Origin of the sequence: Rhizobium ecuadorense (assembly GCF_001187535.1) — a bacterium.
Lineage (GTDB): Bacteria > Pseudomonadota > Alphaproteobacteria > Rhizobiales > Rhizobiaceae > Rhizobium > Rhizobium ecuadorense.
The window spans coordinates 1-24,801 of sequence record NZ_LFIO01001412.1 but is presented as its reverse complement, the minus strand read 5'-3'; the positions used below and the strand labels follow the sequence as shown (position 1 = coordinate 24,801).

The 24,801-nt window shown below is 63.0% G+C and carries 22 protein-coding genes; 9 read left to right on the top strand and 13 right to left on the bottom strand.

Features of this window, described 5'->3' with window-relative positions:
• Nucleotides 1-20: 20 nt before the first annotated feature.
• The 7 genes from cpaB to AF337_RS29855 are packed head-to-tail and all read right to left on the bottom strand — an operon-like array spanning nucleotide 21 to nucleotide 5,742.
• Nucleotides 21-956 (bottom strand): Flp pilus assembly protein CpaB, encoded by a 936-nt coding sequence (gene cpaB, locus AF337_RS29885; protein WP_049735007.1) that lies wholly within the window; start codon nucleotides 954-956, stop codon nucleotides 21-23.
• Nucleotides 953-1,867, bottom strand: a complete 915-nt coding sequence (locus AF337_RS29880) for a hypothetical protein (RefSeq protein WP_049735006.1) — start codon at nucleotides 1,865-1,867, stop codon at nucleotides 953-955. The genes cpaB and AF337_RS29880 overlap by 4 nt, the downstream gene beginning before the upstream one ends.
• Nucleotide 1,868: 1 nt before the next feature.
• The gene (locus AF337_RS29875) at nucleotides 1,869-2,549 is read right to left on the bottom strand and encodes a TadE/TadG family type IV pilus assembly protein (protein WP_049735005.1); all 681 of its coding nucleotides are present in this window, start codon (nucleotides 2,547-2,549) and stop codon (nucleotides 1,869-1,871) included.
• Nucleotides 2,521-4,161 (bottom strand): Tad domain-containing protein, encoded by a 1,641-nt coding sequence (locus AF337_RS29870; protein WP_049735004.1) that lies wholly within the window; start codon nucleotides 4,159-4,161, stop codon nucleotides 2,521-2,523. The genes AF337_RS29875 and AF337_RS29870 overlap by 29 nt, the downstream gene beginning before the upstream one ends.
• Nucleotides 4,158-4,955 carry a TadE/TadG family type IV pilus assembly protein gene (locus tag AF337_RS29865; RefSeq protein ID WP_049735003.1) on the bottom strand — a complete coding sequence of 266 codons (798 nt, stop codon included), beginning with the start codon at nucleotides 4,953-4,955 and terminating at the stop codon, nucleotides 4,158-4,160. The genes AF337_RS29870 and AF337_RS29865 overlap by 4 nt, the downstream gene beginning before the upstream one ends.
• Before the next feature lie 5 nt (nucleotides 4,956-4,960).
• Nucleotides 4,961-5,524, bottom strand: coding sequence for an A24 family peptidase (locus AF337_RS29860; protein ID WP_049735002.1), 564 nt, complete (start codon nucleotides 5,522-5,524; stop codon nucleotides 4,961-4,963).
• Between the two features lie 14 nt (nucleotides 5,525-5,538).
• Nucleotides 5,539-5,742: a hypothetical protein gene (locus AF337_RS29855; RefSeq protein ID WP_003563674.1), complete on the bottom strand. Its 204-nt coding sequence runs from the start codon at nucleotides 5,740-5,742 to the stop codon at nucleotides 5,539-5,541.
• A 509-nt stretch (nucleotides 5,743-6,251) separates the two neighbouring features.
• Here AF337_RS29855 and AF337_RS46580 point away from each other — a divergent pair.
• The gene (locus AF337_RS46580; RefSeq protein ID WP_003594894.1) at nucleotides 6,252-6,383 is read left to right on the top strand and encodes a hypothetical protein; all 132 of its coding nucleotides are present in this window, start codon (nucleotides 6,252-6,254) and stop codon (nucleotides 6,381-6,383) included.
• Entirely contained in the window at nucleotides 6,383-7,531 is a 1,149-nt protein-coding gene (locus AF337_RS29850) for a TadA family conjugal transfer-associated ATPase (RefSeq protein ID WP_049735001.1), read from the top strand. Before AF337_RS46580 ends, AF337_RS29850 begins: the two co-directional genes overlap by 1 nt.
• Nucleotides 7,532-7,606: 75 nt before the next feature.
• On the opposite strand, the gene AF337_RS29845 is transcribed toward AF337_RS29850, so the two are convergent.
• Nucleotides 7,607-9,013 (bottom strand): RtcB family protein, encoded by a 1,407-nt coding sequence (locus tag AF337_RS29845; RefSeq protein WP_049735000.1) that lies wholly within the window; start codon nucleotides 9,011-9,013, stop codon nucleotides 7,607-7,609.
• Between the two features lie 788 nt (nucleotides 9,014-9,801).
• Complete coding sequence (locus tag AF337_RS29840; RefSeq protein WP_049734999.1) at nucleotides 9,802-11,358, bottom strand: RNA-binding protein; 1,557 nt, start codon at nucleotides 11,356-11,358, stop codon at nucleotides 9,802-9,804.
• A 210-nt stretch (nucleotides 11,359-11,568) separates the two neighbouring features.
• Between AF337_RS29840 and rtcR the strand changes: the two genes are divergently transcribed.
• Entirely contained in the window at nucleotides 11,569-13,176 is a 1,608-nt protein-coding gene (gene rtcR / locus AF337_RS29835) for an RNA repair transcriptional activator RtcR (protein ID WP_049734998.1), read from the top strand.
• Between the two features lie 81 nt (nucleotides 13,177-13,257).
• On the opposite strand, the gene AF337_RS29830 is transcribed toward rtcR, so the two are convergent.
• Genes AF337_RS29830 through AF337_RS29815 form a run of 4 tightly spaced genes read right to left on the bottom strand, consistent with a single transcriptional unit; the run spans nucleotide 13,258 to nucleotide 18,294 of the window.
• A complete protein-coding gene (locus AF337_RS29830) occupies nucleotides 13,258-13,803 on the bottom strand; it encodes a sarcosine oxidase subunit gamma (protein WP_049734997.1) in 546 nt (181 codons plus the stop codon).
• Complete coding sequence (locus AF337_RS29825; RefSeq protein WP_049734996.1) at nucleotides 13,796-16,753, bottom strand: sarcosine oxidase subunit alpha family protein; 2,958 nt, start codon at nucleotides 16,751-16,753, stop codon at nucleotides 13,796-13,798. The genes AF337_RS29830 and AF337_RS29825 overlap by 8 nt, the downstream gene beginning before the upstream one ends.
• A complete protein-coding gene (locus AF337_RS29820; RefSeq protein ID WP_049734995.1) occupies nucleotides 16,750-17,031 on the bottom strand; it encodes a sarcosine oxidase subunit delta in 282 nt (93 codons plus the stop codon). Before AF337_RS29820 ends, AF337_RS29825 begins: the two co-directional genes overlap by 4 nt.
• A gap of 12 nt (nucleotides 17,032-17,043) precedes the next feature.
• The gene (locus AF337_RS29815; RefSeq protein WP_049734994.1) at nucleotides 17,044-18,294 is read right to left on the bottom strand and encodes a sarcosine oxidase subunit beta family protein; all 1,251 of its coding nucleotides are present in this window, start codon (nucleotides 18,292-18,294) and stop codon (nucleotides 17,044-17,046) included.
• A gap of 87 nt (nucleotides 18,295-18,381) precedes the next feature.
• On the opposite strand from AF337_RS29815, the gene AF337_RS29810 reads away from it, so the two are divergent.
• The 6 genes from AF337_RS29810 (at nucleotide 18,382) to glnT (ending at nucleotide 24,564) form a co-directional block, all read left to right on the top strand.
• The gene (locus AF337_RS29810) at nucleotides 18,382-19,341 is read left to right on the top strand and encodes a GlxA family transcriptional regulator (protein WP_049734993.1); all 960 of its coding nucleotides are present in this window, start codon (nucleotides 18,382-18,384) and stop codon (nucleotides 19,339-19,341) included.
• Nucleotides 19,342-19,411: 70 nt separating this feature from the next.
• Nucleotides 19,412-20,095, top strand: a complete 684-nt coding sequence (locus AF337_RS29805; protein WP_049734992.1) for a helix-turn-helix domain-containing protein — start codon at nucleotides 19,412-19,414, stop codon at nucleotides 20,093-20,095.
• Nucleotides 20,096-20,184: 89 nt separating this feature from the next.
• Nucleotides 20,185-21,090, top strand: coding sequence for a class II glutamine amidotransferase (locus AF337_RS29800; protein ID WP_049734991.1), 906 nt, complete (start codon nucleotides 20,185-20,187; stop codon nucleotides 21,088-21,090).
• A gap of 56 nt (nucleotides 21,091-21,146) precedes the next feature.
• Nucleotides 21,147-21,833 carry a GltB/FmdC/FwdC-like GXGXG domain-containing protein gene (locus AF337_RS29795; protein WP_049734990.1) on the top strand — a complete coding sequence of 229 codons (687 nt, stop codon included), beginning with the start codon at nucleotides 21,147-21,149 and terminating at the stop codon, nucleotides 21,831-21,833.
• Between the two features lie 14 nt (nucleotides 21,834-21,847).
• The gene (locus AF337_RS29790) at nucleotides 21,848-23,176 is read left to right on the top strand and encodes an FMN-binding glutamate synthase family protein (protein ID WP_049734989.1); all 1,329 of its coding nucleotides are present in this window, start codon (nucleotides 21,848-21,850) and stop codon (nucleotides 23,174-23,176) included.
• A gap of 80 nt (nucleotides 23,177-23,256) precedes the next feature.
• Entirely contained in the window at nucleotides 23,257-24,564 is a 1,308-nt protein-coding gene (gene glnT / locus AF337_RS29785) for a type III glutamate--ammonia ligase (RefSeq protein WP_049734988.1), read from the top strand.
• Nucleotides 24,565-24,801: the final 237 nt, after the last annotated feature.

The window sequence follows — 24,801 nt, the reverse complement described above, 5'->3', positions numbered from 1 at the left end:
GGCTCACTCCCCCGCAACGCTCACATGCGCGTCCAGTTGATGCTCGGCAATTCCTCGACGCTATTGTCGGCCGGATTGCGCAGCACCATGTTCAGGCTGCCGTTCGACTGGCCGAGCGCAAAAATCAGCATTTCGGCCTCCGACGGCGTCACTTCGACGGTCACGTTATTGTAGGTGCTGTTGGCCTTGGTGATGGCGCCCTCGGCCGTCGTCGCCGCGCCGACGGCCAGCACTTTGACATTCTGCAGGAAGGTGCGGGTGACGACGCGGGTGCGCGAGCTGATGCCGAGTTTATAATCCTGTGCCTGTTTGCGGTAGGCATTGACGTCATTCTCGTCGGCGCCGGGATATTGGGTGAGATAGTTCTTCAGCATCTGCTCGACCGGCGAGGCCGGCTGGGCGGGCGCCTGCGGCTGCCCGGCCACGGCAGGCGCCTGGCCCGGAACGGCAGGCGCCTGGCCGGGGGTTCCCGGCTGGGGTGCGGCGGGTGCCACCGGTTCGACCGGCTCATCGACCGTGCCGATAATATCGACATAGCTGCCCGGTTCGACGAAGTGGCCGACGGCGGCGGCCGCGTTGACGGGAAGGGTGAGCGCCCGTTTGCCGGGCGCAATCATCGTCGTCAGCCGCCCGCCGTCATTATCGTCGAAATACTGGAAGAGCAGCACCGAGCCGGCCGGAATGTCGGCGGCGGCCGTCCTGTCCTTCAGCCATTCCTGATAGGCGCTGGCCGCAGGCACGGCGAGCTTGGCGAGCGCCCCGAAGCTTTCCGGCAGCATGACCGGTTCGGCGAGCATGTCCGGCGTGATCGCCTGACCGCGCGTCACCTTCCTGTCGGGCTGGAGCCGCATGAAGGCATAGGCCACCTGCTCGTTCTTGACGCTCTCGGTCCAGAAGTAGAGCAGAACGCCGGTGATCAGCCCGACGATGACGGCCGCGATGAGCTTCCAGTTCATGGTGTTATTCCTTCGACGAAGGGTTGCCTGATTTGAATGACCTCGACGGTCCGGCCGTCGCTCTTGCTGCTGGTGTAGAGAACATTGGCCTCGACGCTGCCGCGCCGGCCATAGAGCGCGGTAACCCCGCCGCGCTCAGCCGGCGCCGCCTCAATGGTGAAACCGTCACGGGTGAGAAGCTCGGCGCGCTGATCTGACCAGCGCACGGCCGACAGAGAGCCTTTCGAGACGACGGTACGCGACGTGTGGCCCTTGTCGCGGTCGCCGATATCGCTCAGCACCTCGACCCCGGCCGGCGGACGCAGCGACTGCGGCAGCTTGCTGACATCGGCGGGCGCCGCAAAGGCCGGCAGCGACGACGCCACATCTTGGAAGCGGCTCATCAGCACCTCGGTCACCGGCGCATCGGCGGGGCGGCGGATCATGATCGAGACGCCGGGGATCGGCGCCCTTGCCGAGGGATTTGCCGGGTCCTGCCGTCGGAGATAATCGAGCGCTGCCTCGCCATCGCCGTCGAAGAACCGCACCACCACGGCGAGATCATCGCGGATGCGGCTTACCTTCGGGACGATCAGCATGTTGGCGGCGATGACCGCGGTCAGTTCCTGCCTGTCATTGCTTTTCGGCAGGGCAGGGCGGGTATTGACGGCCAGCACCCGCAGCCATTCGTCGGTGATGTCGGAAATGCTGCGATCGCTCTGGTAGGGCGTGAACTCGAGCGGCTGGCCGTTGATGACGAGATCGCGCGGCGAACGTTCCGGCGCGCCGACAATGCCGGCCAGCATCGAATTCAGCGTCGCCCGGAAATCCTTATAGACCTCGGCGCGACCCGGCGTGGCCAAGGCGGCAGCAAGCCCAATGACGAGAGCCATGCTGAGCAGATGAACGGAGATACGCGCGCCCTGTCTCATCTTATTTCGCTCCCGGAAAGACGCCGTCGAACAAGTCGCCGGAATCGTCGGCCACATCGCGGATTTCCCGGCGCAGCGTCGGATCGTAGCCGCGGCGCGTGGTGTCGTTGTTGTGCGAGGCAAACAGCGTTGCATCATCGACCGTGAAGGCGTCCTTCCAGCGGATGCTCCTGATCGTATCGAGATCGTCGGAATCGCGGAACTTGTAGACCCGGTCGGCCGTCGCGGTCACCAGTTGCGGCTTTTCATTGGCGAGGTCGCCGACCATATCGCCGAAATCGCGGCCATCGCTCTTCAGCGTGTTCTGGACGTCGTCCCAGACGAAGGTGCGCTGCGGCTCGCCGCCGCCTTCGTGCGAGGGCGTGCGCGAACAGCTCATGGCATCGCGCCCGGGCAGCGCCGGCAAGGCCGGGAGCGGGAAGACATTCGAGAAATCCGACGTGCAGTCGAGCCCGTTCGCCTCGGCGAAGGCGGCGTTGCGCATGGCCAGCATGGTCCCGACCTTCTTGGTGGAAATCCGGTTGGCATGGATCATGAAGATCACGATCAGCAGGATGACCGGTGCGGCGAGCACGAATTCGATCGAGGCCAGGCCGCGCCTGTCGCGGTGCAGCCGCATCAGAAGGCCGCCGGCCGGAGCGCCGCCGGTCGTCTCAGTGTGTGTTGACGGCAGCCCAGGCATTGGCTCCTCCCTGGTCGAAGACGCGGGTCAGGCCGGTGAAACTGTCGGCGGCCGGGCTCTGCTTGATGGTGTTCGAAACCTCGCCGGTATCGTCGGCGAGCGTGGCCGGCGCCAGCGATGCCAGCCAGTCCTGCGTGTAGAGATCGAAGGCCGTGTAATTATGGACCCAGCTCTGCGCCAAAGCATAGGCGGAGGGCGTCTTGTCCTTGAAGATGCGGATCTGCAGCCTAGCCCGCGGCGCGCGAGAAACGATCGCCAGCGTCTGATAGTCGTCGAGCTGCTCACCGCCGAAGGGCGTAAAGTTGAAGGGGATGCGCCCCTTCAGCCAGTAGGGCTTCGGGAAGGAGATCACGGGCAGGGGAGCACCTGCCACCGAGATCGCGCCGCCGGCCGGGCCGCAGACCTGGTTCCAGATCATGTCGAACTTGCGGGTGAAATCGTTCTCGTCCTTCGTCTGCTTATCGGAATAGCGCGGCGGCACGTCGATCGGCAGCTGGAAAGGGTTCACGACGCCGAATTCGAGGCCGAAGAACTCCTCTGCAACGAAGAAGCTGGCATCGAGCGTGAGTTCCTCCCACCAGCTCAGATCGGCATATTGCTCGATGATCGCCTTGAACGGGATCTTGCTCAGATAGGCCGGGCCGAAGGCTTCATAGAAGATGTAGAAGTTCACCAGCGCATCGTCGATGCCGCTTTCGTGGTTGACGAAGTCGCGGATATGGCTGCCGTCGACGCCGCCGGCCGTCAACGGACCCTTGCCGTTGGGGAAGCCGCGATTGGCAAACTCGCCGCGCATCAGGAACGGGTCCTGTCCCTCCGTGCCCCGGCTCATCGCCAGGCACATTTCGGCATAGGCCGCAGCGGGATTGATGCCGTCGCGATCGACCGGCAGGTTGCCGCCGGCACCTTCTCCGGCGTCGTTGCAGGATTGGCACGGCGGATGGAAGACGACATGGTCCGACTTGTTCATGCGCACCAGATGCAGGGCTTCGTTGCCGACCCGCTGCGGAAAGCTTTCGACGAGGTAGTCGTTGAGATCGTTCATGCCGTCGATGATGTCGCTGGACTTCACGATCAGGCCCCAGGGATCGTAATCGAGCTGTGCTTTTACCGTGTAGGCAATCGCAATGGTGGCTTCCGTCGCCCGGAACCCCTGGAACGCCAGGCAGGCGCCGTAGATGATGCCGCCGACGATCGGAACCTTCTGCCAGCCCGGGCAATAGGGCATCGGCGGCATCGGCGGCAGCAGGGATGCCGGTCCGAAGCCCTCGGTGAAGGAGTATTCGGCAAGTTTCGCGAGAATGGCGGTCGAGCGCAGGGCCAGTTCCGCCGTGGTGAGCTGGAAGGCGACCGAGGTCGCCATGACGACGGTTGCCTGCGAGGAGGCGACATTGTTCATCGCCATGATGTTGAGATAGCGCGCTTCCCAGTCGGCATGGACGAGCGCGGCGGCGTCGGCCGTGTCCTGCGTGCGCTGCTTGTCGTAGATCATCTGTCCGGTATTCAGGATCCAGACGATCATCAGGGCGAGCGCGATCGTCATGTAGAGAATGATCGGCGACAGGAAGCCGCGTTCGTCGCGGTGCAGGCGTTTGATGAGGGTCGGTGTCATAGCAGGTTCACCTCCGCCTTCGAGATCGTGTAGTAGCGGCCGTCTTTCCTCTGGCCGCGGGCAAAGACCCAGCCGGCATATTCGAGCAGCAGGAAGCGCGCTTCGACCTTGGCGGTCACCGGCACATGCGGCGAGCGATTGATGGCGGCATAGAGCGCCATCGGCGCGCGGTCGACGGTGACGGTTACGTTCTGCGGGTCGAACATGTAGCGGGCCTGGTTGCGCATCGCCCGCCAGTTCTTCGAAAGACCGGAAGCATCGGCAAGGGCCTTCAGCGCCTCTTCCGGCGGCTGGCAGGCGCCGACGCATTTCAGCTGGTCGTAGGGGGCGGCCGGGATCAGCGCCAGGCGGGCGGCAAGATCGGCTTTCCCGGGAGCGGCATCGTCATCGCAGGTCTTGGCGTCGATGAAGCTGCGGATGGTGATCGGCAGGGCCGGGCAGAAATAGACGCGAGCGCTGCGGGCCGCCGCATAGGCGGCATAATGGGTGAAGAGGTGATTTTTCGCCAGGATTGCGAACTGGAAGACCACGAACATGAAGAAGACGAAGACCGGCGTGACGAGCACGAAATCCATCATCGTCGTGCTGCCGGAGATATCGCCATGCAGCTCCGATATCCGGCGCCGGCGGGCGGAAAGCCGCGGCAACAGCAGCATCGAGGCAAGCAAAATCATCGCGATCGCAAAGGTGCCGAAGAGCGCGCCGTGATCCTCAGGGATCCAGAAGGTCCGTGAGTGCAGGATCGAACTCCAGAAGGCACCGTCGAAGAGGGGGCGTTCGAGTTCAGCGCGCATTGCCGTTACCTCACGAGTGAAAGAGGGGTGAAATCGGGCATGAACAGGCACCAGAGAAGTCCGAGAGCGGCGGCAACGCCGAAGCGGACGGTATGATGTGTCTCGCGCGGCTTCAGCACCGAGGCGGCATCGCGGAAACCGGCAGGCAGCAGCAGGGCAAACAATCCGACGTTCCGGGCCAGTACGCTCCACTGAACGCGCAGCGCCATCGAGAAAACGGCGATCACACCGCCGACCATCAGCGATGCGAGCGTCACGTCGATGGCGGGCCAGAGGCCGAGAATGGCGCCGAGCGCCGCCATCAGCTTGACATCGCCGCCGCCGCAGCTTCCGGCTGCGAAGGCGATGATGAAGATCATGCCGGCCGCAAGGAGGCCGGCAAAGGCAAGGCCGATCCCTGCCAGACCACCGTTGACTGCCGCCAGCATGAAACCGGCAAGCAGGCAGGGATAGGTCACGGCGTTCGGGATGTGACCCTGGCGGTGATCGAGCACCGCCGCGGTCGTGGCGCAGGCGACGGCAAGAGCCGCCGCTGCAGGCATCAGGGTCAGATCGTAGGTCATATCCATGACACGGGACCCGCTTATTGACCCGGCTCGGGAATTCTCTCGGCATCCGAGAGCGCCGTGTTCTTTTCGTTGAACCATTCGCCGATCTGTTTGCCGAATGCGAGCAGGAGCAGCATCAGCGGAATGACGATCAGGGCGACGGCAAGGACGATCTGGGCCATGTCGCCGCGTTCGTCCTGGTGAAGTGCAATTGCGAGAGTCTTGAGTTTTCCAAACATCTGCGTATTCCTCGTTCCTAGGTTTGTTTCGGATCGAAGACCTGAGAGAAGATTACCAAGCATACGGTATCGATCCGAACCAGCACGTTGCTCGTTCCAATGATATGTTCTGCTTCAGCTTTTCTTCCCCGGCGGCCAACGCTTGTTGAGCAACACCATTAAGACCCAAGAGTGCGCCCAAGGCCAGCCCTCCGTCAAGCAAACGGAACGGAGGGTTCCAATTGCCTTGGAGGCGTCTCATGATGAAACGCAGTTGACGGCTGAAATTCTTAACTAACCACCTGAACATGCTATAGTTTTACCCTTTGGAACGCGTTCCTCGCGGGAATTGCGAGCTGTCGTTCACTGCCCCATAATTGGTCAATTCTTTCAAGGCGATAGAATAGATGGAACAGAAGCACGAGATCCGCCGCCTGCGCGGGGACGCGACCATGGCGTTGCTTGACGATCTGGATTAAGCTTATCCGACAGATTGGGCTTGGCCCTTCAGTCGTTCCGGAGAGAAAACCATGGAAACGATGAGCAGCATCCTGATACTTGCACTGGTCCTCATTCCGCTGATGATGTTCTTTCCGACCGCGGTTCAGATGATGGCGACATTGTTCGGCATGAGCACGGTTCTGGTGGGGATGCCGCTCTGATGAAGGCCGTTTCCGACGACGCCGCCGAACAGGCGACCTTCCAGGTCCTGACCCGGGCGCTGGACAAACTCCTGGGGCCGATCCGCTTCCTGCTCGAGGATCCGAGCGTTTCCGAAATCCTGATCAACGGGACATCCGATATCTTCGTCGAAAGGCGCGGCAAGCTCGAACGCGCCGACACGCGGTTTGCCAGCCGCGAAGATCTGGAATCGGCCGCGCGCAGCATCGCGCAATTCTCCGGCAAACGGCTGACGCCGGAGGAGCCGAGCGTCGAAGCCCGCCTGCCGGATGGCTCGCGTGTGCAGATGATCCAGCCGCCCGCCGCCCGCACCGGCCTCTGCATCTCCATCCGCCGGTTCCTGAAAGAACATCGCAGCATCCGCGATCTCGTCACCCAGGGCAGCCTGACCGAGGCGTCACTGTCGCTGCTGCAGGCGGCCGTCGGGCTGCAGAAGAACGTCATCATTTCAGGCGGCACCGGCACCGGCAAGACGACGATGCTGAACGCCCTGTCGGAAGCCTTTGCCGACCACGAACGCATCATCGTCATCGAGGACACCTCGGAACTGCAGATCCGCAAGGAGCATGTCGTCTATCTCGAAGTGACCAAGCCCGACCGCTTCGGCCGCGGCGGCGCCAGCATCCGCGACCTGTTCCGCTCGTCGCTGCGCATGCGCCCCGACCGCATCATCGTCGGCGAGTGCCGCGGCGGCGAAGCGCTCGATATGATCCAGGCGATGACCTCCGGCCATAGCGGCAGCCTGTCGACGGTGCATGCCAACACACCCTACGACGCCCTGCACCGGCTGGAAACGCTGGCGCTGATGTCGGATATCGACATGCCGCTGCGGCCGCTGCGCGCCCAGATCGCCTCGGCGGTCGACGTCGTCGTGCAGATCGCCCGCTTCAAACGCACCGGCAGACGCCGGGTGATCGAGATCTCCGAGATCAAGGGCCTGAACGAGGACGGCCAATATATTGTCGAGAGCATCTACAAGCTCGAAGGCGACGGCCATTCCAATTCCGATGGCGCATTGCTGTGGACCGGCGTCGTGCCGAGCTTCGCCCCTGATGCGATCGAAGAGTTGCAAGGCGCCGAGCGCTCCGAATGGATGAAGGCCGATCCCGTCGGGCGGGCAACGGCTTGAAAGCTGTTGGCGGACGCTGGGAAGCTGGTGCCTTCGAGGGGAGGGAAGGCAAGCTTGGTTGCCTTCCCTCGGTGTTTACCGGCGCTTTTTACGCCAGGGCGCATTCTGCTGCCAGTCGCCGGCCATGATGCTCCCGTAGGGGATCACCTCGTCGACCACTTCGGCGAGACCGTAGTGCTCGATCTGCGCCCGCACGTTCGCAGCGCTCTTGTAGGCACTCGGCAGTTCCGACACATCGGCGAAACCAGAGAAGAACCGCGCGTCGAGACCGCTTGTTTCCTTCTCCAGAATAGCCGCGATGTTGTTCGGGCTCAGACCGCGCGAATCCGCCCCATACTCCGCAGACAGTTGCCTCATATGCGCGCTGCGCGAAAAGTTGCGGCCAGCGCCATGCGGCGAGAAGCCGAGGCCATGGGCAGCGTTCGAGCCGCGAACGATCAGGATCGGTTCCACCATATTGAGCGGTATGATGGTCAGATCGGTCGCGTCATGCGCCCAGTTGTCGAAGGCAGGGGTGGCACCCTTTCCGTGGTAGAATAGCCCGTCCGACTTCCGGAAGACGAAATTATGCTCGTTCCAGAAGCGGTCCGCGACCTTGGCCGAGAGTTTTTCCGCCGCCATGTCGTGAAGGACATAGTGGTTCTCTTTCGTCCACTGGCGGATCGTCTGCAGCGCCGACCAGTAAAGGTCACCTTCCTCGGTATCCGCCGGAATCCAGGCATTTTCCCGATGCGTCTCGGGCGAAATGCGCTCCCGAAACCGGTCGGCGACCTTCATGCCCCTGTCGTAGAGGCGGGCGCCCGGTGCTCGCGAGCCGTGGTGGGTCACAAGCGCGGTTTCACCGGTCGACTTCATCGTTCCGACATAGGCGAAATGATTGCCGTCGCCCTGGGTGGCGAAATGCTCGATACCGGCGCTCAGTGCACCATCGCGCAGATAGGGATTCTGCTCGAAGGCCGAAAGCGTCGCTTCGGAAGGCTTGATCTGCGCGCCGCGGGGCCGGCCGCCGGGACCGAAATGCGTCACGGCGTGCACGGCATCCAGGAGCGACTTCGGATCCACGCTCGGAAAGATCGAAATCGCCATGGAGCAGCAGATATCGGCCGAATGCATGCCGGGATGGATCGCTTCGGACGCGACGACGCCGCCGACCGGGATCGTTCCGACCGGACCCGCCGGGCAGGCGTCCGGCATGATCGCAGCCGCCCGGACGACCGGCGTGCGCACCAGCGCCCGCATCGTCGCATTGACCTTCTCGACATTGTCCTGCTCGAAGGCGTTCTCGGCGCGGATGTTGGAATAGATCTCGATATCGTTGTCAGCCTTCAAGGCGAGCGTCGGCCCGGGCTGGAAGGTCCTTGCCGCCTCCAGCGCATCGGTCACCGAGCCACCCTTGCTCAAAACCGCGTTGGCCGCGTCGAGAGCCGGGCGAAACCACTTCCCCTGGCTCATGCCGGCATCGATCAAATCCTGTCCGCTCATTACCGCTATCATTGTCTTTTCTGCGTCTGCAGTCCTTCTGTTCAGTTGCGTCTCTTCACACCACTTGGGCGACGAGCATTGCCCGAGATCCTATCTCGCCGCACGCATTCCACGATCGTGGCGCGATGCGGCCCCTGTAGTCACCGGCGGCATTCGCCCAGGGCCTTACCATCGTCCCGGCGACGAGATTGGGCAGGACGGTTTACTGAGCTACATGCTCCTTTCGGAAACACGGGATGACTTGAACACCCGACCTGCCCGCCGGAAATCCGATGGGCCGCTCTTTCCCTGTAGTCCTGCCGGCATTCGCCGGGGTAGTCCGTTCCTGCGTGGCAGGAGCTTGCAGCGGCGACGAGGGTGGACAAAACCGGATGGCCCCGCTCGTGCCAGAGAGCGTATGCCCAGGAGGAGTCGAACCTGCCAGACCATCCAACTTGGAGGCTGTAGTTCCGTCCGGCATTCGCCGCTGCAATCTTCGTCATGGCGACAAGTGTCCGGGGAACAGCTTGCTCTACCAACTGAGCTACAGGACTAGGCCCTGGCGAGAATCGAACTCGCGACACAGATGTAGTTCTCCATGCATTCGCCATGTCATTCCATATGTCCGTGACGACAAGGTGTGGTGAAACGTCCTGCTCTATCCGCTGAGCTACGGGTCCATGAACTGGAGGACCCGACGGGATTCGAACCCGCGACCAGGAGATTAACGATCTGTAGTTTCATCCGGCATTCGTCACGGCTCCCGCGCCGTTCACGGCGGCGCGAAGATATTGCTTCCTGTGAGCCCGTCAGAGCTCGATTGCCTCGATGGCTTTCACCCAGCCATCCGCTCCTTTGCTGTTGGCCGCGAAAGCCGTGATCACCCCGTAGACGGCATCCGAGAAGCCACCGATGTTGAGCACGTCTTCCCGCGTCGGCGCCTGCGTCGTGGCGTGGGGCTGGATGTCGAGGCAAACCAGCTTTGCAGCCGGGTTGACCCGCTTGATCCTGGCCCATTCCGTCATCACCGCCGTCGGCTGGCCGCTGCCACGCGCATCCACCCAGGACTCATTGTCCGAGATGAATACCACCAGATCGACCTTGGCCCTCTCGTTTGCCAACATCTTCAGCGGTGCGGAGCAGTTGGTTCCGCCGCCGCCGATTTTCGCCAGCTTACCGGCATTGGTCATCACCGAATCCCGCTTGTTGAGGCTGACGCGCACCACGTCATTCTCGAACGGCAGCACCCGCGCCTTCGGGTTGCGCTGCAGGAACGCCGCAGCCATCAGACCGGCGACGTCGATGCAACGGACCGAGGACGTCGCGCCCTTCCGGTAGCCGGTCACGGGCGAGCCCATGGAACCCGACACGTCGGGGCAGAGCACCACATTGCCCACCAGGGAAGGCACATTGGCGATGGCGATATCCATCGCGTCCTGAAGCGCATCCCGCACGACATCCGGAACTTGGCCATCGACCATCTTCCACGCCGTCATCAACTGATAGGGGAAGACCTTTGCCTTGCGGATTTCCTCCGGATCGGCAAGCCGCGCCGCCAGCGCCTCGGCAAAACCCTCGACCTCGAACACGCCGTTGCGTGCAAAGGTGTTGAGGTTCTGCCGCACCATCTGCCAGCCACCCTTGCGGGCGATCTCGACCCAATGCTCCCGCGTCAGCGGCAGCGAGGTCAGCATCTGGAACGGGACATCAGGCACTGGCACCGTCTGGTCACGTCGGAACGCTTCCAATGCCTTGACGAGCTCCGGCAGTGCCGCATAGTCGTGCGGCTTGCCGATCGCCCAGGCATAAAGCGCCTTGCGCTCCTCGGTAGCCGGCTTCGGATGCACCATGCGGATGACGTCGGCGAGCGAAGGATCGTTTCCGACCATCGCACGCAGGATCTGCTCGGTGCCGGCCCGTTCGAGCCACGCCTGCACCACCTTCTTCGGACGTGTGCCGAGCGACTTGCGCCCCGCGGCGCCGGAGCGCATGACCTGCACGAAGCCACGCAGCATCTTGCCGCTCTTCACCACCCGCGGGAATGCACGGGCAAAGGCCTCGCTCTGAAGGCCGGAGAGCACGGCGAGCAGCGTCACCGGCATGTCCTTCATGTGACCCTTTTCAGCGGCGTAAACAGCCACCTTGGCGAGAAATTCCGGCTCGACCTGAAGGGCAAGCGTTTTTACCGCGTCAAGCTGCTCGGCTCCTTCAGCATAGAAGGTGCCGTTGAAGGTGCCGGTCACGGCATATTGCGCCAGCGCCTCGCGCGGCGTCAGCTGGTAGGCCGGGGCCGCTTCATGATTTTTTGTATCCGCTCCCGGGAGCAGTTTCCCGAGGTAGGTTTTGAAGATCGCCTTGTTGACCATGACAGCCCCTCTTGTGTGGTTCGTGCCAGATACATTTCAAGACGCGTGCCAGTTTGAAGAAAAGAACACATCCCACCTGCATTTTTCTTTTATCTATCTGTTTCTAAATACTAAATTTTTATGAGCCTTTACGCGAAATGATGAATTGCGAAAATCGGTATCCCGATTATATTATCTTAAGCTATATAGATTTATAATTTTGGATAAGATATGAAACGCCGCGTTGCCATCAGCATATTGGGAACCACCCTGGATGCAGGGAAATGGGAAAATCGCTGGAGCCGCTGGCGGCCCAATGTCGCGCTCTGCCAGCAGCCGGGCCTGTTCATCGACCGGCTGGAGCTGATCCACGACAACCACTCGCAAGCTCTCTGTCACCGTATCGTTGCCGACATCGAAACCGTGGCGCCGGCAACGGAGGTGCGGAGCAATGTCATCAACTTCCGGGATCCCTGGGATTTCTCGGAGGTCTACACGCACCTCAGGGACTTTGCCCGCAACTACAACTTCGACCCCGAGACGGAAGACTATCTCGTCAACATCACCACCGGCACCCATGTGGCACAGATCTGCTGGTTCCTGCTGACCGAAGCCCGCATCATTCCCGGCCAGTTGCTGCAGCTCTCGCCGCCGCGCGACCGGGAGCCGGAGCAGGATTTCGCCGGCACGCATCGGATCATCGACCTCGACCTGTCCCGTTATGACGAAATCGCCAAGCGCTTCGCCTCCGAGCGCGAAGACGCCGCCTCCTTCCTGAAGTCGGGGATTTCGACCCGCAGCGCCGCCTTCAACAAAATGATCGACGAGATCGAGAGGGTGGTGATCCGCTCGACCGCGCCTGTTCTGCTGACCGGGCCGACCGGTGCCGGCAAATCGCAACTCGCCCGCAGGATCTACGAGCTGAAGAAGAGCCAGCGCAAGGTCAGTGGTCCGTTCATCGAGGTGAACTGCGCGACCCTGCGCGGCGACCAGGCCATGTCCACCCTGTTCGGCCATGTGAAAGGCGCGTTTACCGGCGCTGCCGGCGAGCGTGCCGGCTTGCTCAAGTCCGCCGACAAAGGCGTGCTGTTTCTCGACGAGATCGGCGAACTCGGCCTCGACGAACAGGCCATGTGCCTGCGCGCGATCGAGGAAAAGAAGTTCCTGCCCGTGGGCGCTGATCGGGAGGCCTCCGCGGACTTTCAGCTGCTTGCCGGCACCAATCGCGATCTTGGCGAGGATGTCCGCAAAGGCAGGTTCCGCGAAGATCTCTATGCCCGCCTGAACCTCTGGACGTTCCAGCTGCCGGCCCTGCGCGATCGCAAGGAGGACATAGAGCCCAATCTCGACTTCGAGCTCAGGCGTTATCTGGAACGAGAAGGCGAAAATGTGACTTTCAACAAGGAAGCACGGGAACGCTATCTTACTTTCGCAACTGGCCCGCTAGCCGTCTGGAGTGCCAATTTTCGTGACCTGTCGGCTTCGGTGACCCGCATGGCGACCCTCGCGCCGCATGGGCGCATCACGACTGACGTCGTCGATGATGAAGTCCGACGGCTGAATGCGTTTTGGTGCAGTTCGAGTGACGAGGGCAGGGTGGATCTGATCATTGAAGAAGTGCTGGGTGCGGAGACGGCCGCTCGCCTCGATCGCTTCGACACAGCCCAGCTTGCCACCGTTCTTCATACCTGCCGTCAACACGCCACGGCAAGTGCTGCGGGCAGAGCCCTGTTTGCGATGTCGCGACTGGAGAAAAAGAGCAGCAACGACGCCGATCGCCTGAGCAAATATCTCGCGCGCTTCGGCCTCAGATTCGAGGACATCAAGAAAACGGGATAAGGGCTATGTGCCGGACATGAATGCCAATCATCGCTTTCCGTTCACGGGACAAACCATTGGCGGTTGCCGGCACGATAGCCTTTATGCGCCATCCCTTTCGGCGCTCGCCGCCATATGGCTGAGTTCGTGCCAGAGGCTTTCGGCGAAGCTGCGCAGGACCGTCAGCTCGAAGCTGTCGTCGCCGGTGCGGACGATCTGGACGGAGAGATGACCGACCATCGTCATCGCCGAACTGCCCTCGGCAAACACGGCCGGATCGAGATCGACGGCGGTGCCCTTTGCAAGCAGCAGCCGCGAATATCGGCCGGAAATGCCGATGCGGACACGTCCGTGGCTCTGGTCCATGACGAAGGCTTTTCCCGCAAGCGCTGCCGCTAGGGCCTCGAGACCGGTGGGCGCTAGCGGCGCGTCGCCGGCGACGAACCATTGGCGGAAGCCAGCCTTGCGGATCGAACTGTTCGCAAGACCTATCTTCGCCAGTTCGGCGGCAAGTGCGGCCGGCTCGATCGTGCCGAGCACGTGCAGCAGATGGCCTTCCGGCAAGGCTTCCAGCCGGAGGCCGGCCGCTGCCATGCCGCTGTATCTAGCACCGGCGAGAACCGGTCTGTGCTGGGGAAGATCAGGCATGGAGCTTCTCGTTTTCAGGATCGACAAAGACGGGATGGCAGAGCACCGCATCGGTGAATTCATTGTGCAGGCCGTTCCAGACCGTCACCTTTTCACCGATGCGCTCCGGCCCGCGCCTGACCAGCGCCAGACCGATCTTATGGCCGAGCGTCGGCGAAAAGGCGCTTGACGTAACGTAACCCTGGTCGTTTTCCAGCGTCGTCGCAGCGCCTTCGGCAAGGATATGCGAGCCGGTGCGGAAGCCGCTTGCCGGATTGAGCGGCTTGACGCCGACGAGGCGCGGGCGATCGGGGTCCTGCAGGCCCTCACGGGCGAGCATCGCCTTGCCGATGAAATCCGGCTTGGTCGATGACACCATGCGGGCGAAGCCGAGATCGCCCGGGGTGACCGTGCCGTTGATCTCGGCATGGGTGACATGGCCCTTTTCGATGCGCAGGACACCGAGCGCTTCGGCGCCGTAGGCGCAGATGCCGTGTTTCTCTCCCGCCGCCATCACGGCGTCGGCAACGCTCTCGCCGTAACCGGCCGGCACGGCCAGCTCGTAGGCGAGTTCGCCGGAGAAGGAGATCCGGAAGAGCCGCCCTTCGAGGCGGCCGCCGAAGAGCGACACCTTGCGGGCGCTCATGAACGGGAAGGCCGCATCGGACAAATCCTCGTCGACGATTTCCGCGAGGATGGCGCGGGATTTCGGCCCGGCGACCGCCATCTGCGCCCATTGATCGGTCGAGGAGGCGAAGCAGACATCGAGTTCCGGCCAGAGCGTCTGGGCGCAGAATTCGAGATGGGTGAGCACGCCTGCGGCAAGCGCCGTCGTCGTCGTCATGAAGAAATGCTCGTCACTGAAGCGGCTGGTGGTGCCGTCGTCATAGATGAAGCCGTCCTCGCGCAGCATGATGCCGTAACGCGCCTTGCCCAGAGCAAGCTTGGCAAAGCCGTTGCAATAGATCCGGTCGAGGAAGGCCGCGGCATCGCGGCCGAAGATTTCGATCTTGCCGAGGGTCGACACGTCACAGAGACCGGCATTTTTGCGGATGTTCAGCACTTCGCGGTCGACGCTGTCGCGCCACGTCGTTTCACCGGCGCGCGGGAACCAGGAAGAACGGTACCAGAGGCCGGTTTCGACGAAGACCGCGCCGTTCTTCTCAGCCCAGCCATGCAGCGGCGATTTGCGCGCCGGCTGGAAATCCTTGCCGCGCGATGCCCCGGTCAGAGCGCCGAAGGAGACCGGCGTATAGAAGGGCCGGAAGGTCGTTGTTCCCACCTCGGCCGGCGACACGCCGCGCGCTTCGGCCAGGATGCCGATGGCGTTGATATTGGAAAGCTTGCCCTGGTCGGTCGCCATGCCGCTGGTGGTATAACGCTTGGCAAGCTCGACATGGCCGTAGCCTTCGCGCACCGCCAGCCCGAGATCCTTGAGATGCACGTCGTTCTGATAGTCGACGAAAGCCTTGCCCTTCGAGCCCTTGACGGACCAGAGAGGCTTTGAGCCTCTAACCGCTTCCGGCGCAGCATCAAAGGCCGGTTCCGCAGCTGCGAAACCGATCGCCTTCAGGGCGGCGGCCGCCTTTGCGGCGCCATCGCCGAGGCAGGCCGCGATTTCCTCAAGACCGACAGCCGAACCGGCAACGGCAAGGCCGTCTTGCGTGGCCGGCGCCAGAAACGCCGCGGCCTCGTCCGACCATTGCGGCTTGCCGCCGCGATGGCAGGCAAGATGGATAATCGGGCTCCAGCCGCCCGACATGGCCAGCGCATCCGCGTCGATGCGGCGAATGCCGCCTGTGCTTTCAACGCTGACGCCGCGCAGGCGCTGGCCGCCGAACGCATCGATTACCCGGGCGCCCTTCAGCACTTCGGCGCGGCCCTGCCAGCCCTTGCCCGCATCGGCGCGGCTGTCAACGATCGCCGCGACGGCGAGGCCGGCGGCCTCGAGATCGGCGGCGGTGCGGTAACCGGCATCGTTGGTGGTGAAGACGACAGTGCTTTTACCTGGCGCCACCGCCTGCCGGTTGAGATAGCTGCGCATGGCGCCCGCCATCATCACGCCGGGAATATCGTTGCCGCCGAAGACGAGCGGCCGCTCCTCGGCTCCCGTCGCCAGAATCGCCTGGCGGGCGACGATGCGCCACAACCGTTCGACGGGGCGCTCGGGATCGGGCAGCGCCACATGCTTCTGCACGCGTTCGACCGCGCCGAAAACATTGTCGTCGTACCAGCCGAACACGGTCATGCGCGGCAGGCGGCGCACATTTTCCAGCCCCTCGAGTTCCGCCAGCAGCTCGCCGAGAAGCGCGTCCGCCGGCTTGCCCTCGACGGCACGGCTCTCGGAAAGCAGGCTGCCGCCGAATTCGGGGCCTTCGTCGGCGAGGATGACACGCGCACCGGCGCGGCCGGCGGTGAGTGCCGCGGCAAGGCCGGCAGGGCCGGCGCCGATCACCAGCAGATCGCAATGCGCCCAGCATTTCTCATAAGTATCCGGATCGGCCTCGTAGGAGGCTCTGCCGAGGCCCGCCGCCTTGCGGATCACCGGTTCGTAGAGCTTTTCCCACAGGGCCGCCGGCCACATGAAGGTCTTGTAGTAGAAACCGGCGCTGAGGAAGGGCGAGAGCAGGCCGTTGACCGCGCCGACATCGAAGCCGAGCGAAGGCCAGCGGTTCTGGCTCTTGGCCGCCAGCCCCTCATGAAGCTCGATCATCGTCGCCCGCGTATTCGGTTCGGTGCGCCCGCCGCTGCCGGTCGTCACCAGCGCGTTCGGTTCGGCAGCACCCGCCGTCAGGATGCCGCGCGGGCGGTGATATTTGAAGCTGCGGCCGACGAGCTGGACGCCATTGGCAAGCAGCGCCGAGGCGAGCGTATCGCCCGGATGACCTTCCAGCGCCTTGCCGTCGAAAGTGAAGCCGAGTGTCGTGGCGCGGTCGATGCGGCCGCCGGCGGAAAGACGGAAGCTGGTCATGCCGGTTCTCCGCCGAGCTTCGCAAGGGCGGCATCCCTGACGCCGTGAACCGCATGGGTGACGGTATCACGGTCGACGATCAGCCAGCGGCGGCATCCGGAGGAGTGGTGCCAGTATTCGCTGTGACGGCCGCGCGGATTGTCGCGCAGATAGACATAGTCGAACCACGCATCCGCGCCGGCATCCGGCGCCGGCCTGACAAGGCCGGCATCGCCGCGGATCGAGAATTCTTCCTTCGGCCGGGCGCCGCAATGGGGACAGGAAATCAGGCTCGCCATCGTCAAATGTCCTCAGTGCAGATTGGGCTGGGCGCCGACGCCCTTTTCGTCGATCGGATAGCCGCGGGCGAAACGGTCGAGCCGGAAGGCGCGGGCCGTCTGATGCGGCGTGTTGCGGGCGATCAGATGGGCGTAGCAGAAGCCGGAAGCGGGCGTCGCCTTGAAGCCGCCGTAACACCAGCCGGCGTTGAGATAGAGATTATCGATATGGGTGCGGTCGATGATCGGCGAGCCGTCCATGCTCATATCCATCACCCCGCCCCAGGAGCGGAGATAACGCACCCGCGACAAAGAAGGGATCATCGCCAGCCCGGCTTCGGCAACATGCTCGACCGACGCCAGATTGCCGCGCTGGGCATAGGAATTGTAACCGTCGATATCGCCGCCGAAGACGAGGCCGCCCTTATCCGACTGGGAGACGTAGAAATGGCCGGCGCCGAAGGTGACGACATTGTCGATGAAGGGTTTCAGCCCTTCGGAGACGAAGGCCTGCAGCACGTGGCTTTCGATCGGCAGGCGGAGGCCCGCCATATCGGCGACGACGGTGGAATTGCCGGCGGCTGCCAGCGCCAGCTTGCCGCAGCCGATGAAGCCCCTGCTGGTCTCGACGCCGGTCACCTGACCGTTTTCGCTGCGGATGCCGGTCACCTCGCATTGGGTGATGATGTCGACGCCGCGGCTGTCTGCGCCGCGCGCATAACCCCAGGCGACCGCGTCATGGCGCACCGTGCCGCCGCGCGGGTGGAACAAGGCGCCCATCACCGGGAAACGGGCATTGTCGAAATCGAGGAATGGCAGTTTTTTGCGCACCGCCTGCCGGTCGAGAAGCTCGGCGTCGACGCCGTGCAGCCGCATGGCGTTGCCGCGGCGGGTATAGGCATCGCGCTGCGCGTCGGAATGGAAGAGATTGAGCACGCCGCGCTGCGAGACCATGGCGTTGAAGTTGAAGTCCTGCTCCAATCCTTCCCAGAGCTTCATCGACAGCTCGTAGAAGGGATTGTTGCCGGGAAGCAGGTAGTTCGACCGGATGATCGTCGTGTTCCTGCCGATATTGCCGGAACCGAGATAACCCTTTTCGAGGACGGCGACATTGGTGATGCCGAATTCTTTGGCGAGATAATAGGCGGTGGCAAGGCCATGCCCGCCGCCGCCGACGATGATGACATCGTAATGCGGCTTCGGCGCCGCGTCGCGCCAGGCGGGCGCCCAGGCTTTGTTGCCGCGAAGACCGTTGAGAAAAATCGAAAGGGCGGAATAGCGCATGGGTCAATCCGAATAGAACGGCTGCATGATGCCAGAAAGGCGACGCGCGACTTGCGCAATAAGGACATGAATGGTTAGAAAAGGGACATGTCCTCCTCCGATAGCAAAAATGTCCAGGAGATCGGCTTCATCCTGATCCCGGGATTCGCGCTGATGTCCTATGCCTCGGCGAGCGAGCCGCTCAGGGCGGCAAATCTTCTGGCCGGGCGCGAAATCTACCGCCTGTCGATCTTTTCGCCGGACGGTGCGCCGGCGCTCTCCTCCTCGGGCGTCAGCGTGCCCGCCGAACCCCTTCCCGTCAGGGGTTCCGGTCTCGGCACGGCCTTCGTCTGCGCCGGCGGCTTGCCGCGCGACTGGCGTTATCCCGGCGTGCTTGCCTGTCTGCGGCAACTGGCGCGCGAGGGTGTCAGGATCGGCGGCATTTCGGGCGGTCCCTATCTGATGGCCGCGGCGGGACTGCTTGAGGGCCGCGATTTCACCATCCACTGGGAACATGCGGCCGCCCTTCTCGAGGCCTTCCCGGACCTCTCGCCGCGCCAGGCGCGCTTCATGATCGACGGCAACCGGATCACCTGCGGCGGCGGCATCGCGCCACTCGACATGATGCATGTGCTGATCGCCGAGCGGATGGGACCGGATTTCGCCCGCCGCGTCAGCGACTGGTATCTTCACACAGAGGTCAACGAGCCCGCCGCACCCCAGCGCGCCTCGCTCGCCGAACGCTACGGCGTCCACCATCCCGGGCTGCTCAGCGTTCTCGAACGGATGGAGGAGACGATCGAGATGCCGCTCGGCCGCGCCGCCATGGCGCGCATCGCCGGCGTCACCACCCGCCATCTCGACCGGCTCTTTGCGGCCCATCTCGGAACCACCTTCCTCGATCAATACCACAGGATCAGGCTGCAGCATGCCCATCGGCTGCTGAAGCAGAGCCCGCTTTCCGTCTCGGAGATCGCGGTTGCCACCGGCTTTTCCAGTCTCAGCCATTTCTCCCGGATGTTCCGCGCCGCCTACGGTATCGCGCCGCGCGGGGCGCGGCGCGAATAGTTTCCTCCCGGTTGAGAAAATTTCACTATGGCGATAGGGTTGGCTTTGGACAAAAAGCGAAGGCGGCAGCATGAAACCCAAGCTCGAAGCGGCAAAGCAAGCGGAACAGGCGCATGGCGAACGCGCTCCCTTTTCCCAGGATCCGCACGCCGTTCGGGAACCGAAGGAAAACAACCTCGAAATGGCGATCGGCCATGAGGTGCGCGCCTACCGCAAGAAACTCGGCATCACCGTCACGGATCTCGCGGCTGCGACCGGCATTTCGCTCGGCATGCTGTCGAAGATCGAGAACGGCAACATTTCGCCGTCACTGACGACGCTGCAATCGCTGTCGCGGGCGCTCGGCGTACCGATGACCGCTTTCTTCCGCCGCTTCGAGGAACCGCGCAACGCCGTCTTCGTCAAGGCGGGGCAGGGCATCGAGCTCGAACGGCGCGGCACGCGCGCCGGCCACCAATATAATCTGCTCGGCCATATCGACAACAATACCAGCGGCGTCATCGTCGAGCCCTATCTCATCACGCTGACGGCCGATTCCGATGTCTTCCCGACCTTTCAGCATGAGGGCATGGAGTTTCTCTATATGCTCGAAGGCGAGGTGGTCTACCGCCACGGCGATCAGCTTTTCCAGATGCAGCCGGGTGATAGCCTGTTCTTTGACGCCGATGCGCCGCATGGGCCGGAGCAGCTGGTGAAGCTGCCGAGCAAGTACCTCTCGATCATCAGTTATCCCCAGCAGAATTCCCGGGGCTAACTTGCCTTAAAAGAAAATTTTATTCCTCCCAGTTGCTGTCCTGACGCAGACCTGCTAGTCCTTTCTCAACACGAACGGAGGCACGGGCTATGTGCGGCATTGTTGGACTGTTCCTCAAGGACAAGAGCCTTGAACCCCAGCTGGGAAATCTGCTCTCGGATATGCTGATCACCATGACGGATCGCGGACCGGATTCGGCCGGCATCGCGATCTATGGCGGCTCTGCAGAGGGCAGGGCGAAGATCACCATCCAGTCCGCCAACCCCAGCGTCGACTTCGAGGGCCTCGCCGGCGACCTGGAGAAGGCCGGCATCAGAGCCGAGGTATCGATCAAGAGCACGCACGCGGTCATCGAGCTTGATGCCTCCAAGCTTGGAACGGTGCGCAAGGCGCTTGAAGAGATCCGCCCGACGGTCCGCCTGATGGGATCGGGCGAAAGCGTCGAGATTTACAAGGAAATCGGCCTTCCGAAAGACGTCGTGAAGCGGTTCGACGTCCGTGCCATGAGCGGCACCCACGGCATCGGCCACACCCGCATGGCGACGGAATCCGCGGTCACCACGCTCGGCGCCCATCCGTTCTCGACCGGCGCCGACCAGTGCCTCGTGCACAACGGCTCGCTGTCCAACCACAACAATCTGCGCCGCGAACTGGTGCGCGAAGGCATGACCTTCGAAACGCAGAACGATTCCGAAGTCGCCGCCGCCTATCTCACGGCCGAAATGGCCAAGGGCAAGGATCTCGGCCAGGCGCTGACCGGCGCGCTCGACGATCTCGACGGCTTCTTCACCTTCGTCGTCGGCACCAAGTCCGGCTTCGGCGTGGTGCGCGACCCGATCGCCTGCAAGCCCGCCGTCATGGCCGAGACCGACCAGTATGTCGCCTTCGGCTCGGAATACCGCGCGCTGGTCAACCTTCCCGGCATCGAGAATGCCCGTGTCTGGGAGCCGGAGCCGGCGACCGTTTATTTCTGGGATCACGACAAGGCGGCCTGAGGGACGCCTGAAAGCTGGAGGCGGCCTAGACCGTCTCCCGGACCAACGAGGATTCAATGCCGACATTCGATCTTTCCAATACCCCTCTTCGCGAGCTGAACAGCGCGCTGCATGCCCTTTCCCAAGGCGCCAACGACACTGAATTCGAGGTCATCAACCCGCGTGGCAGTCATGCCGTCGCCGTCGGTATCGACAGCCCCGCCACGGTCGCCGTCAGAGGATCGGTCGGCTATTACTGCGCCGGCATGAATGACGGCGGCAGGGTCACGGTTCATGGGTCCGCCGGTCCGGGCGTTGCCGAAAACATGATGTCCGGCACCGTCGTCATCGAAGGCGACGCCAGCCAGTATGCCGGCGCCACCGGCCGCGGCGGCCTGCTCGTCATCAAGGGCAATGCCGCCTCGCGCTGCGGCATATCGATGAAGGGCATCGACATCGTCGTGCATGGCAGCATCGGCCACATGTCGGCCTTCATGGGTCAATCCGGCCATCTTGTCGTGCTCGGCGACGCCGGCGACGCGCTGGGGGATTCGCTCTACGAAGCCAAGCTTTTCGTCCGCGGCGAGGTCAAGAGCCTCGGTTCCGACTGCATCGAGAAGGAGATGCGGCCTGAGCATCTGCAAAAGCTTGCCGAACTGCTCGACAAAGCAGGGGTCACGGACGTCAGGCCCGAGGAGTTCAAGCGCTACGGCTCGGCCCGCAAGCTCTACAATTTCAACATCGACAACGCCGACGCGTATTGAGGCGAGGGACACCCATGAGCTATCACAACCCCTATACCCCGCCACGCAAGTCCGCGACCTTCGACGACTATACGCTCGCCGAAATCCGTCGCGCGGCGGCCACCGGGATTTATGACATCCGCGGCGCCGGCACCAAGCGCAAGGTCCCGCATTTCGACGACCTGCTGTTTCTCGGCGCCTCCATCTCGCGCTATCCGCTCGAAGGCTATCGCGAGAAGTGCGACACGACGGTGGTGCTCGGCTCGCGCTTCGCCAAGAAGCCGATTACGCTGAAGACGCCGATCACCATTGCCGGCATGAGCTTCGGCGCGCTGTCCGGCAATGCCAAGGAAGCGCTCGGCCGCGGTGCGACGATATCGGGCACCTCGACCACCACCGGCGACGGCGGCATGACCGATGAGGAACGCGGCCATTCGCAAACACTGGTCTACCAGTACCTGCCCTCGCGCTACGGGATGAATCCGAAAGACCTGCGCCGCGCCGATGCCATCGAAGTCGTGGTCGGCCAGGGCGCCAAGCCCGGCGGCGGCGGCATGCTGCTCGGCCAGAAGATCTCCGACCGCGTCGCCAATATGCGCAACCTGCCGAAGGGCATCGACCAGCGCTCGGCCTGCCGCCATCCGGACTGGACCGGCCCCGACGATCTGGAAATCAAGATCATGGAGCTGCGCGAAATCACCGATTGGGAAAAGCCGATCTACGTCAAGGTCGGCGGCGCGCGTCCCTATTACGATACTGCCCTTGCCGTGAAGGCCGGCGCCGACGTCGTCGTGCTCGACGGCATGCAGGGCGGCACGGCGGCAACGCAGGACGTCTTCATCGAGAATGTCGGCATGCCGACGCTCGCCTGCATTCGTCCGGCCGTTCAGGCGCTGCAGGATCTCGGCATGCATCGCAAGGTGCAGCTGATCGTTTCTGGCGGCATCCGCTCCGGCGCCGACGTCGCCAAGGCGCTGGCGCTCGGCGCCGACGCGGTCGCGATTGGCACGGCGGCACTCGTCGCCATCGGCGACAACGATCCGCACTGGGAAGCCGAATATCAGAAGCTCGGCACGACGGCCGGCGCCTATGACGACTGGCATGAAGGCAAGGACCCGGCCGGCATAACCACCCAGGATCCAGAGCTGGCAAAACGCCTCGACCCGGTTGCGGCCGGCCGCCGCCTTGCCAACTACCTCAAGGTGATGACGCTCGAGGCGCAGACGATCGCGCGTGCCTGCGGCAAGAACCACCTGCACAACCTCGAGCCGGAAGACCTCGTCGCACTGACGATCGAGGCATCGGCCATGGCGCAAGTGCCGCTCGCCGGCACCAACTGGATCCCCGGCAAGACCGGTTTCTAAAAAAACACCGGCCGGGCGCGTTTGGGAGGATGCGGCCGGCTTCATCATCAAGTGTCTAAGATCAATACAAGGGGACAAATGTGACACTGGACCTCTCGCAATACGCCTCCGAAAAAGGCATCAAATATTTCATGATCAGCTACACGGACCTGTTCGGCGCTCAGCGCGCCAAGCTGGTCCCGGCGCAAGCCATTGCCGATATGCAGAAAGACGGCGCCGGTTTCGCGGGTTTTGCAACCTGGCTCGATCTGACGCCTGCCCATCCCGACCTGTTCGCCGTTCCCGACGCATCCTCCGTCATCCAACTCCCTTGGAAGAAGGATGTTGCATGGGTTGCCGCCGACTGCGTCATGGACGATCAGCCCGTCGAACAGGCGCCGCGTGTGCTCCTGAAAAGACTGGTCGCCGAGGCTGCGAAAGAAGGGCTCAGGGTAAAAACCGGCGTCGAGCCCGAGTTCTTCCTAATCTCCGCGGATGGTTCGGTGATCTCGGATCAGTTCGATACCGCCGAGAAGCCTTGCTACGATCAGCAGGCGGTGATGCGCCGCTACGACGTCATCGCCGAGATTTGCGACTACATGCTCGAGCTCGGCTGGAAGCCCTATCAGAACGACCACGAGGATGCGAACGGCCAGTTCGAGATGAACTGGGAATATGACGACGTTCTGAAGACGGCGGACAAGCACTCCTTCTTCAAGTTCATGGTCAAGTCGGTCGCCGAAAAGCACGGCCTGCGCGCCACCTTCATGCCGAAGCCCTTCATGGGGCTGACCGGAAATGGCTGCCATGCCCATATTTCGGTTTGGGACATCGACGGCAAGGTCAACGCCTTCGCCGACAAGGAGATGGCCTTCGGGCTCTCGGCTCAGGGCAAGACCTTCCTCGGCGGCATCATGAAGCACGCCTCCGCACTTGCCGCGGTCACCAATCCGACGGTCAATTCCTACAAGCGCATCAACGCGCCGCGCACCACGTCAGGCGCCACCTGGTCGCCGAACACCGTCACCTGGACCGGCAACAACCGCACCCACATGGTGCGCGTGCCGGGGCCGGGACGTTTCGAGCTGCGCCTGCCGGATGGGGCGGTCAATCCCTACCTGCTGCAGGCGATCATCATCGCCGCCGGCCTTAACGGCATCCGCAGCCAGGCAGACCCCGGCCCCCACTACGATATCGACATGTATGCCGAGGGCCACCTGGTGAAGGACGCGCCGCGCCTGCCGCTCAACCTTCTCGATGCGCTGCGCGCCTATGATGACGACGAGGGGCTGAAGCAGGCGATGGGGGCGGAATTTTCGGCCGCCTATCTGAAGCTCAAGCATCGGGAATGGAATGCCTACTGCTCGCATTTCACCCAGTGGGAACGCGACAGCACGCTCGATATCTGAGCGGCCGGCCGCTTAAGCTCTTTGTTTTGTGCATGTCGTCATCCGGAAACCGCTGCACACTTTCCGGCGGCATGCATTAAATGACCACCGACACGCCGGAGCTGACCAGCTTCGGCGTCGTCACATCCCCGGGCACCTGATCTGGCCAAGGAAGAGACCGCATGAAAAACGTCGTCCTCACCGTATCCTGCAAATCGACGCGCGGCATCGTTGCGGCGATTTCGAGCTATCTGGCGG

Coding starts and splice junctions, on each gene's coding strand:
- cpaB (WP_049735007.1), bottom strand. CDS start 956: ATGAACTGGAAGCTCATCGCGGCCGTCATCGTCGGGCTGATCACCGGC.
- AF337_RS29880 (WP_049735006.1), bottom strand. CDS start 1,867: ATGAGACAGGGCGCGCGTATCTCCGTTCATCTGCTCAGCATGGCTCTC.
- AF337_RS29875 (WP_049735005.1), bottom strand. CDS start 2,549: ATGCCTGGGCTGCCGTCAACACACACTGAGACGACCGGCGGCGCTCCG.
- AF337_RS29870 (WP_049735004.1), bottom strand. CDS start 4,161: ATGACACCGACCCTCATCAAACGCCTGCACCGCGACGAACGCGGCTTC.
- AF337_RS29865 (WP_049735003.1), bottom strand. CDS start 4,955: ATGCGCGCTGAACTCGAACGCCCCCTCTTCGACGGTGCCTTCTGGAGT.
- AF337_RS29860 (WP_049735002.1), bottom strand. CDS start 5,524: ATGGATATGACCTACGATCTGACCCTGATGCCTGCAGCGGCGGCTCTT.
- AF337_RS29855 (WP_003563674.1), bottom strand. CDS start 5,742: ATGTTTGGAAAACTCAAGACTCTCGCAATTGCACTTCACCAGGACGAA.
- AF337_RS46580 (WP_003594894.1), top strand. CDS start 6,252: ATGGAAACGATGAGCAGCATCCTGATACTTGCACTGGTCCTCATTCCG.
- AF337_RS29850 (WP_049735001.1), top strand. CDS start 6,383: ATGAAGGCCGTTTCCGACGACGCCGCCGAACAGGCGACCTTCCAGGTC.
- AF337_RS29845 (WP_049735000.1), bottom strand. CDS start 9,013: ATGAGCGGACAGGATTTGATCGATGCCGGCATGAGCCAGGGGAAGTGG.
- AF337_RS29840 (WP_049734999.1), bottom strand. CDS start 11,358: ATGGTCAACAAGGCGATCTTCAAAACCTACCTCGGGAAACTGCTCCCG.
- rtcR (WP_049734998.1), top strand. CDS start 11,569: ATGAAACGCCGCGTTGCCATCAGCATATTGGGAACCACCCTGGATGCA.
- AF337_RS29830 (WP_049734997.1), bottom strand. CDS start 13,803: ATGCCTGATCTTCCCCAGCACAGACCGGTTCTCGCCGGTGCTAGATAC.
- AF337_RS29825 (WP_049734996.1), bottom strand. CDS start 16,753: ATGACCAGCTTCCGTCTTTCCGCCGGCGGCCGCATCGACCGCGCCACG.
- AF337_RS29820 (WP_049734995.1), bottom strand. CDS start 17,031: ATGGCGAGCCTGATTTCCTGTCCCCATTGCGGCGCCCGGCCGAAGGAA.
- AF337_RS29815 (WP_049734994.1), bottom strand. CDS start 18,294: ATGCGCTATTCCGCCCTTTCGATTTTTCTCAACGGTCTTCGCGGCAAC.
- AF337_RS29810 (WP_049734993.1), top strand. CDS start 18,382: ATGTCCTCCTCCGATAGCAAAAATGTCCAGGAGATCGGCTTCATCCTG.
- AF337_RS29805 (WP_049734992.1), top strand. CDS start 19,412: ATGAAACCCAAGCTCGAAGCGGCAAAGCAAGCGGAACAGGCGCATGGC.
- AF337_RS29800 (WP_049734991.1), top strand. CDS start 20,185: ATGTGCGGCATTGTTGGACTGTTCCTCAAGGACAAGAGCCTTGAACCC.
- AF337_RS29795 (WP_049734990.1), top strand. CDS start 21,147: ATGCCGACATTCGATCTTTCCAATACCCCTCTTCGCGAGCTGAACAGC.
- AF337_RS29790 (WP_049734989.1), top strand. CDS start 21,848: ATGAGCTATCACAACCCCTATACCCCGCCACGCAAGTCCGCGACCTTC.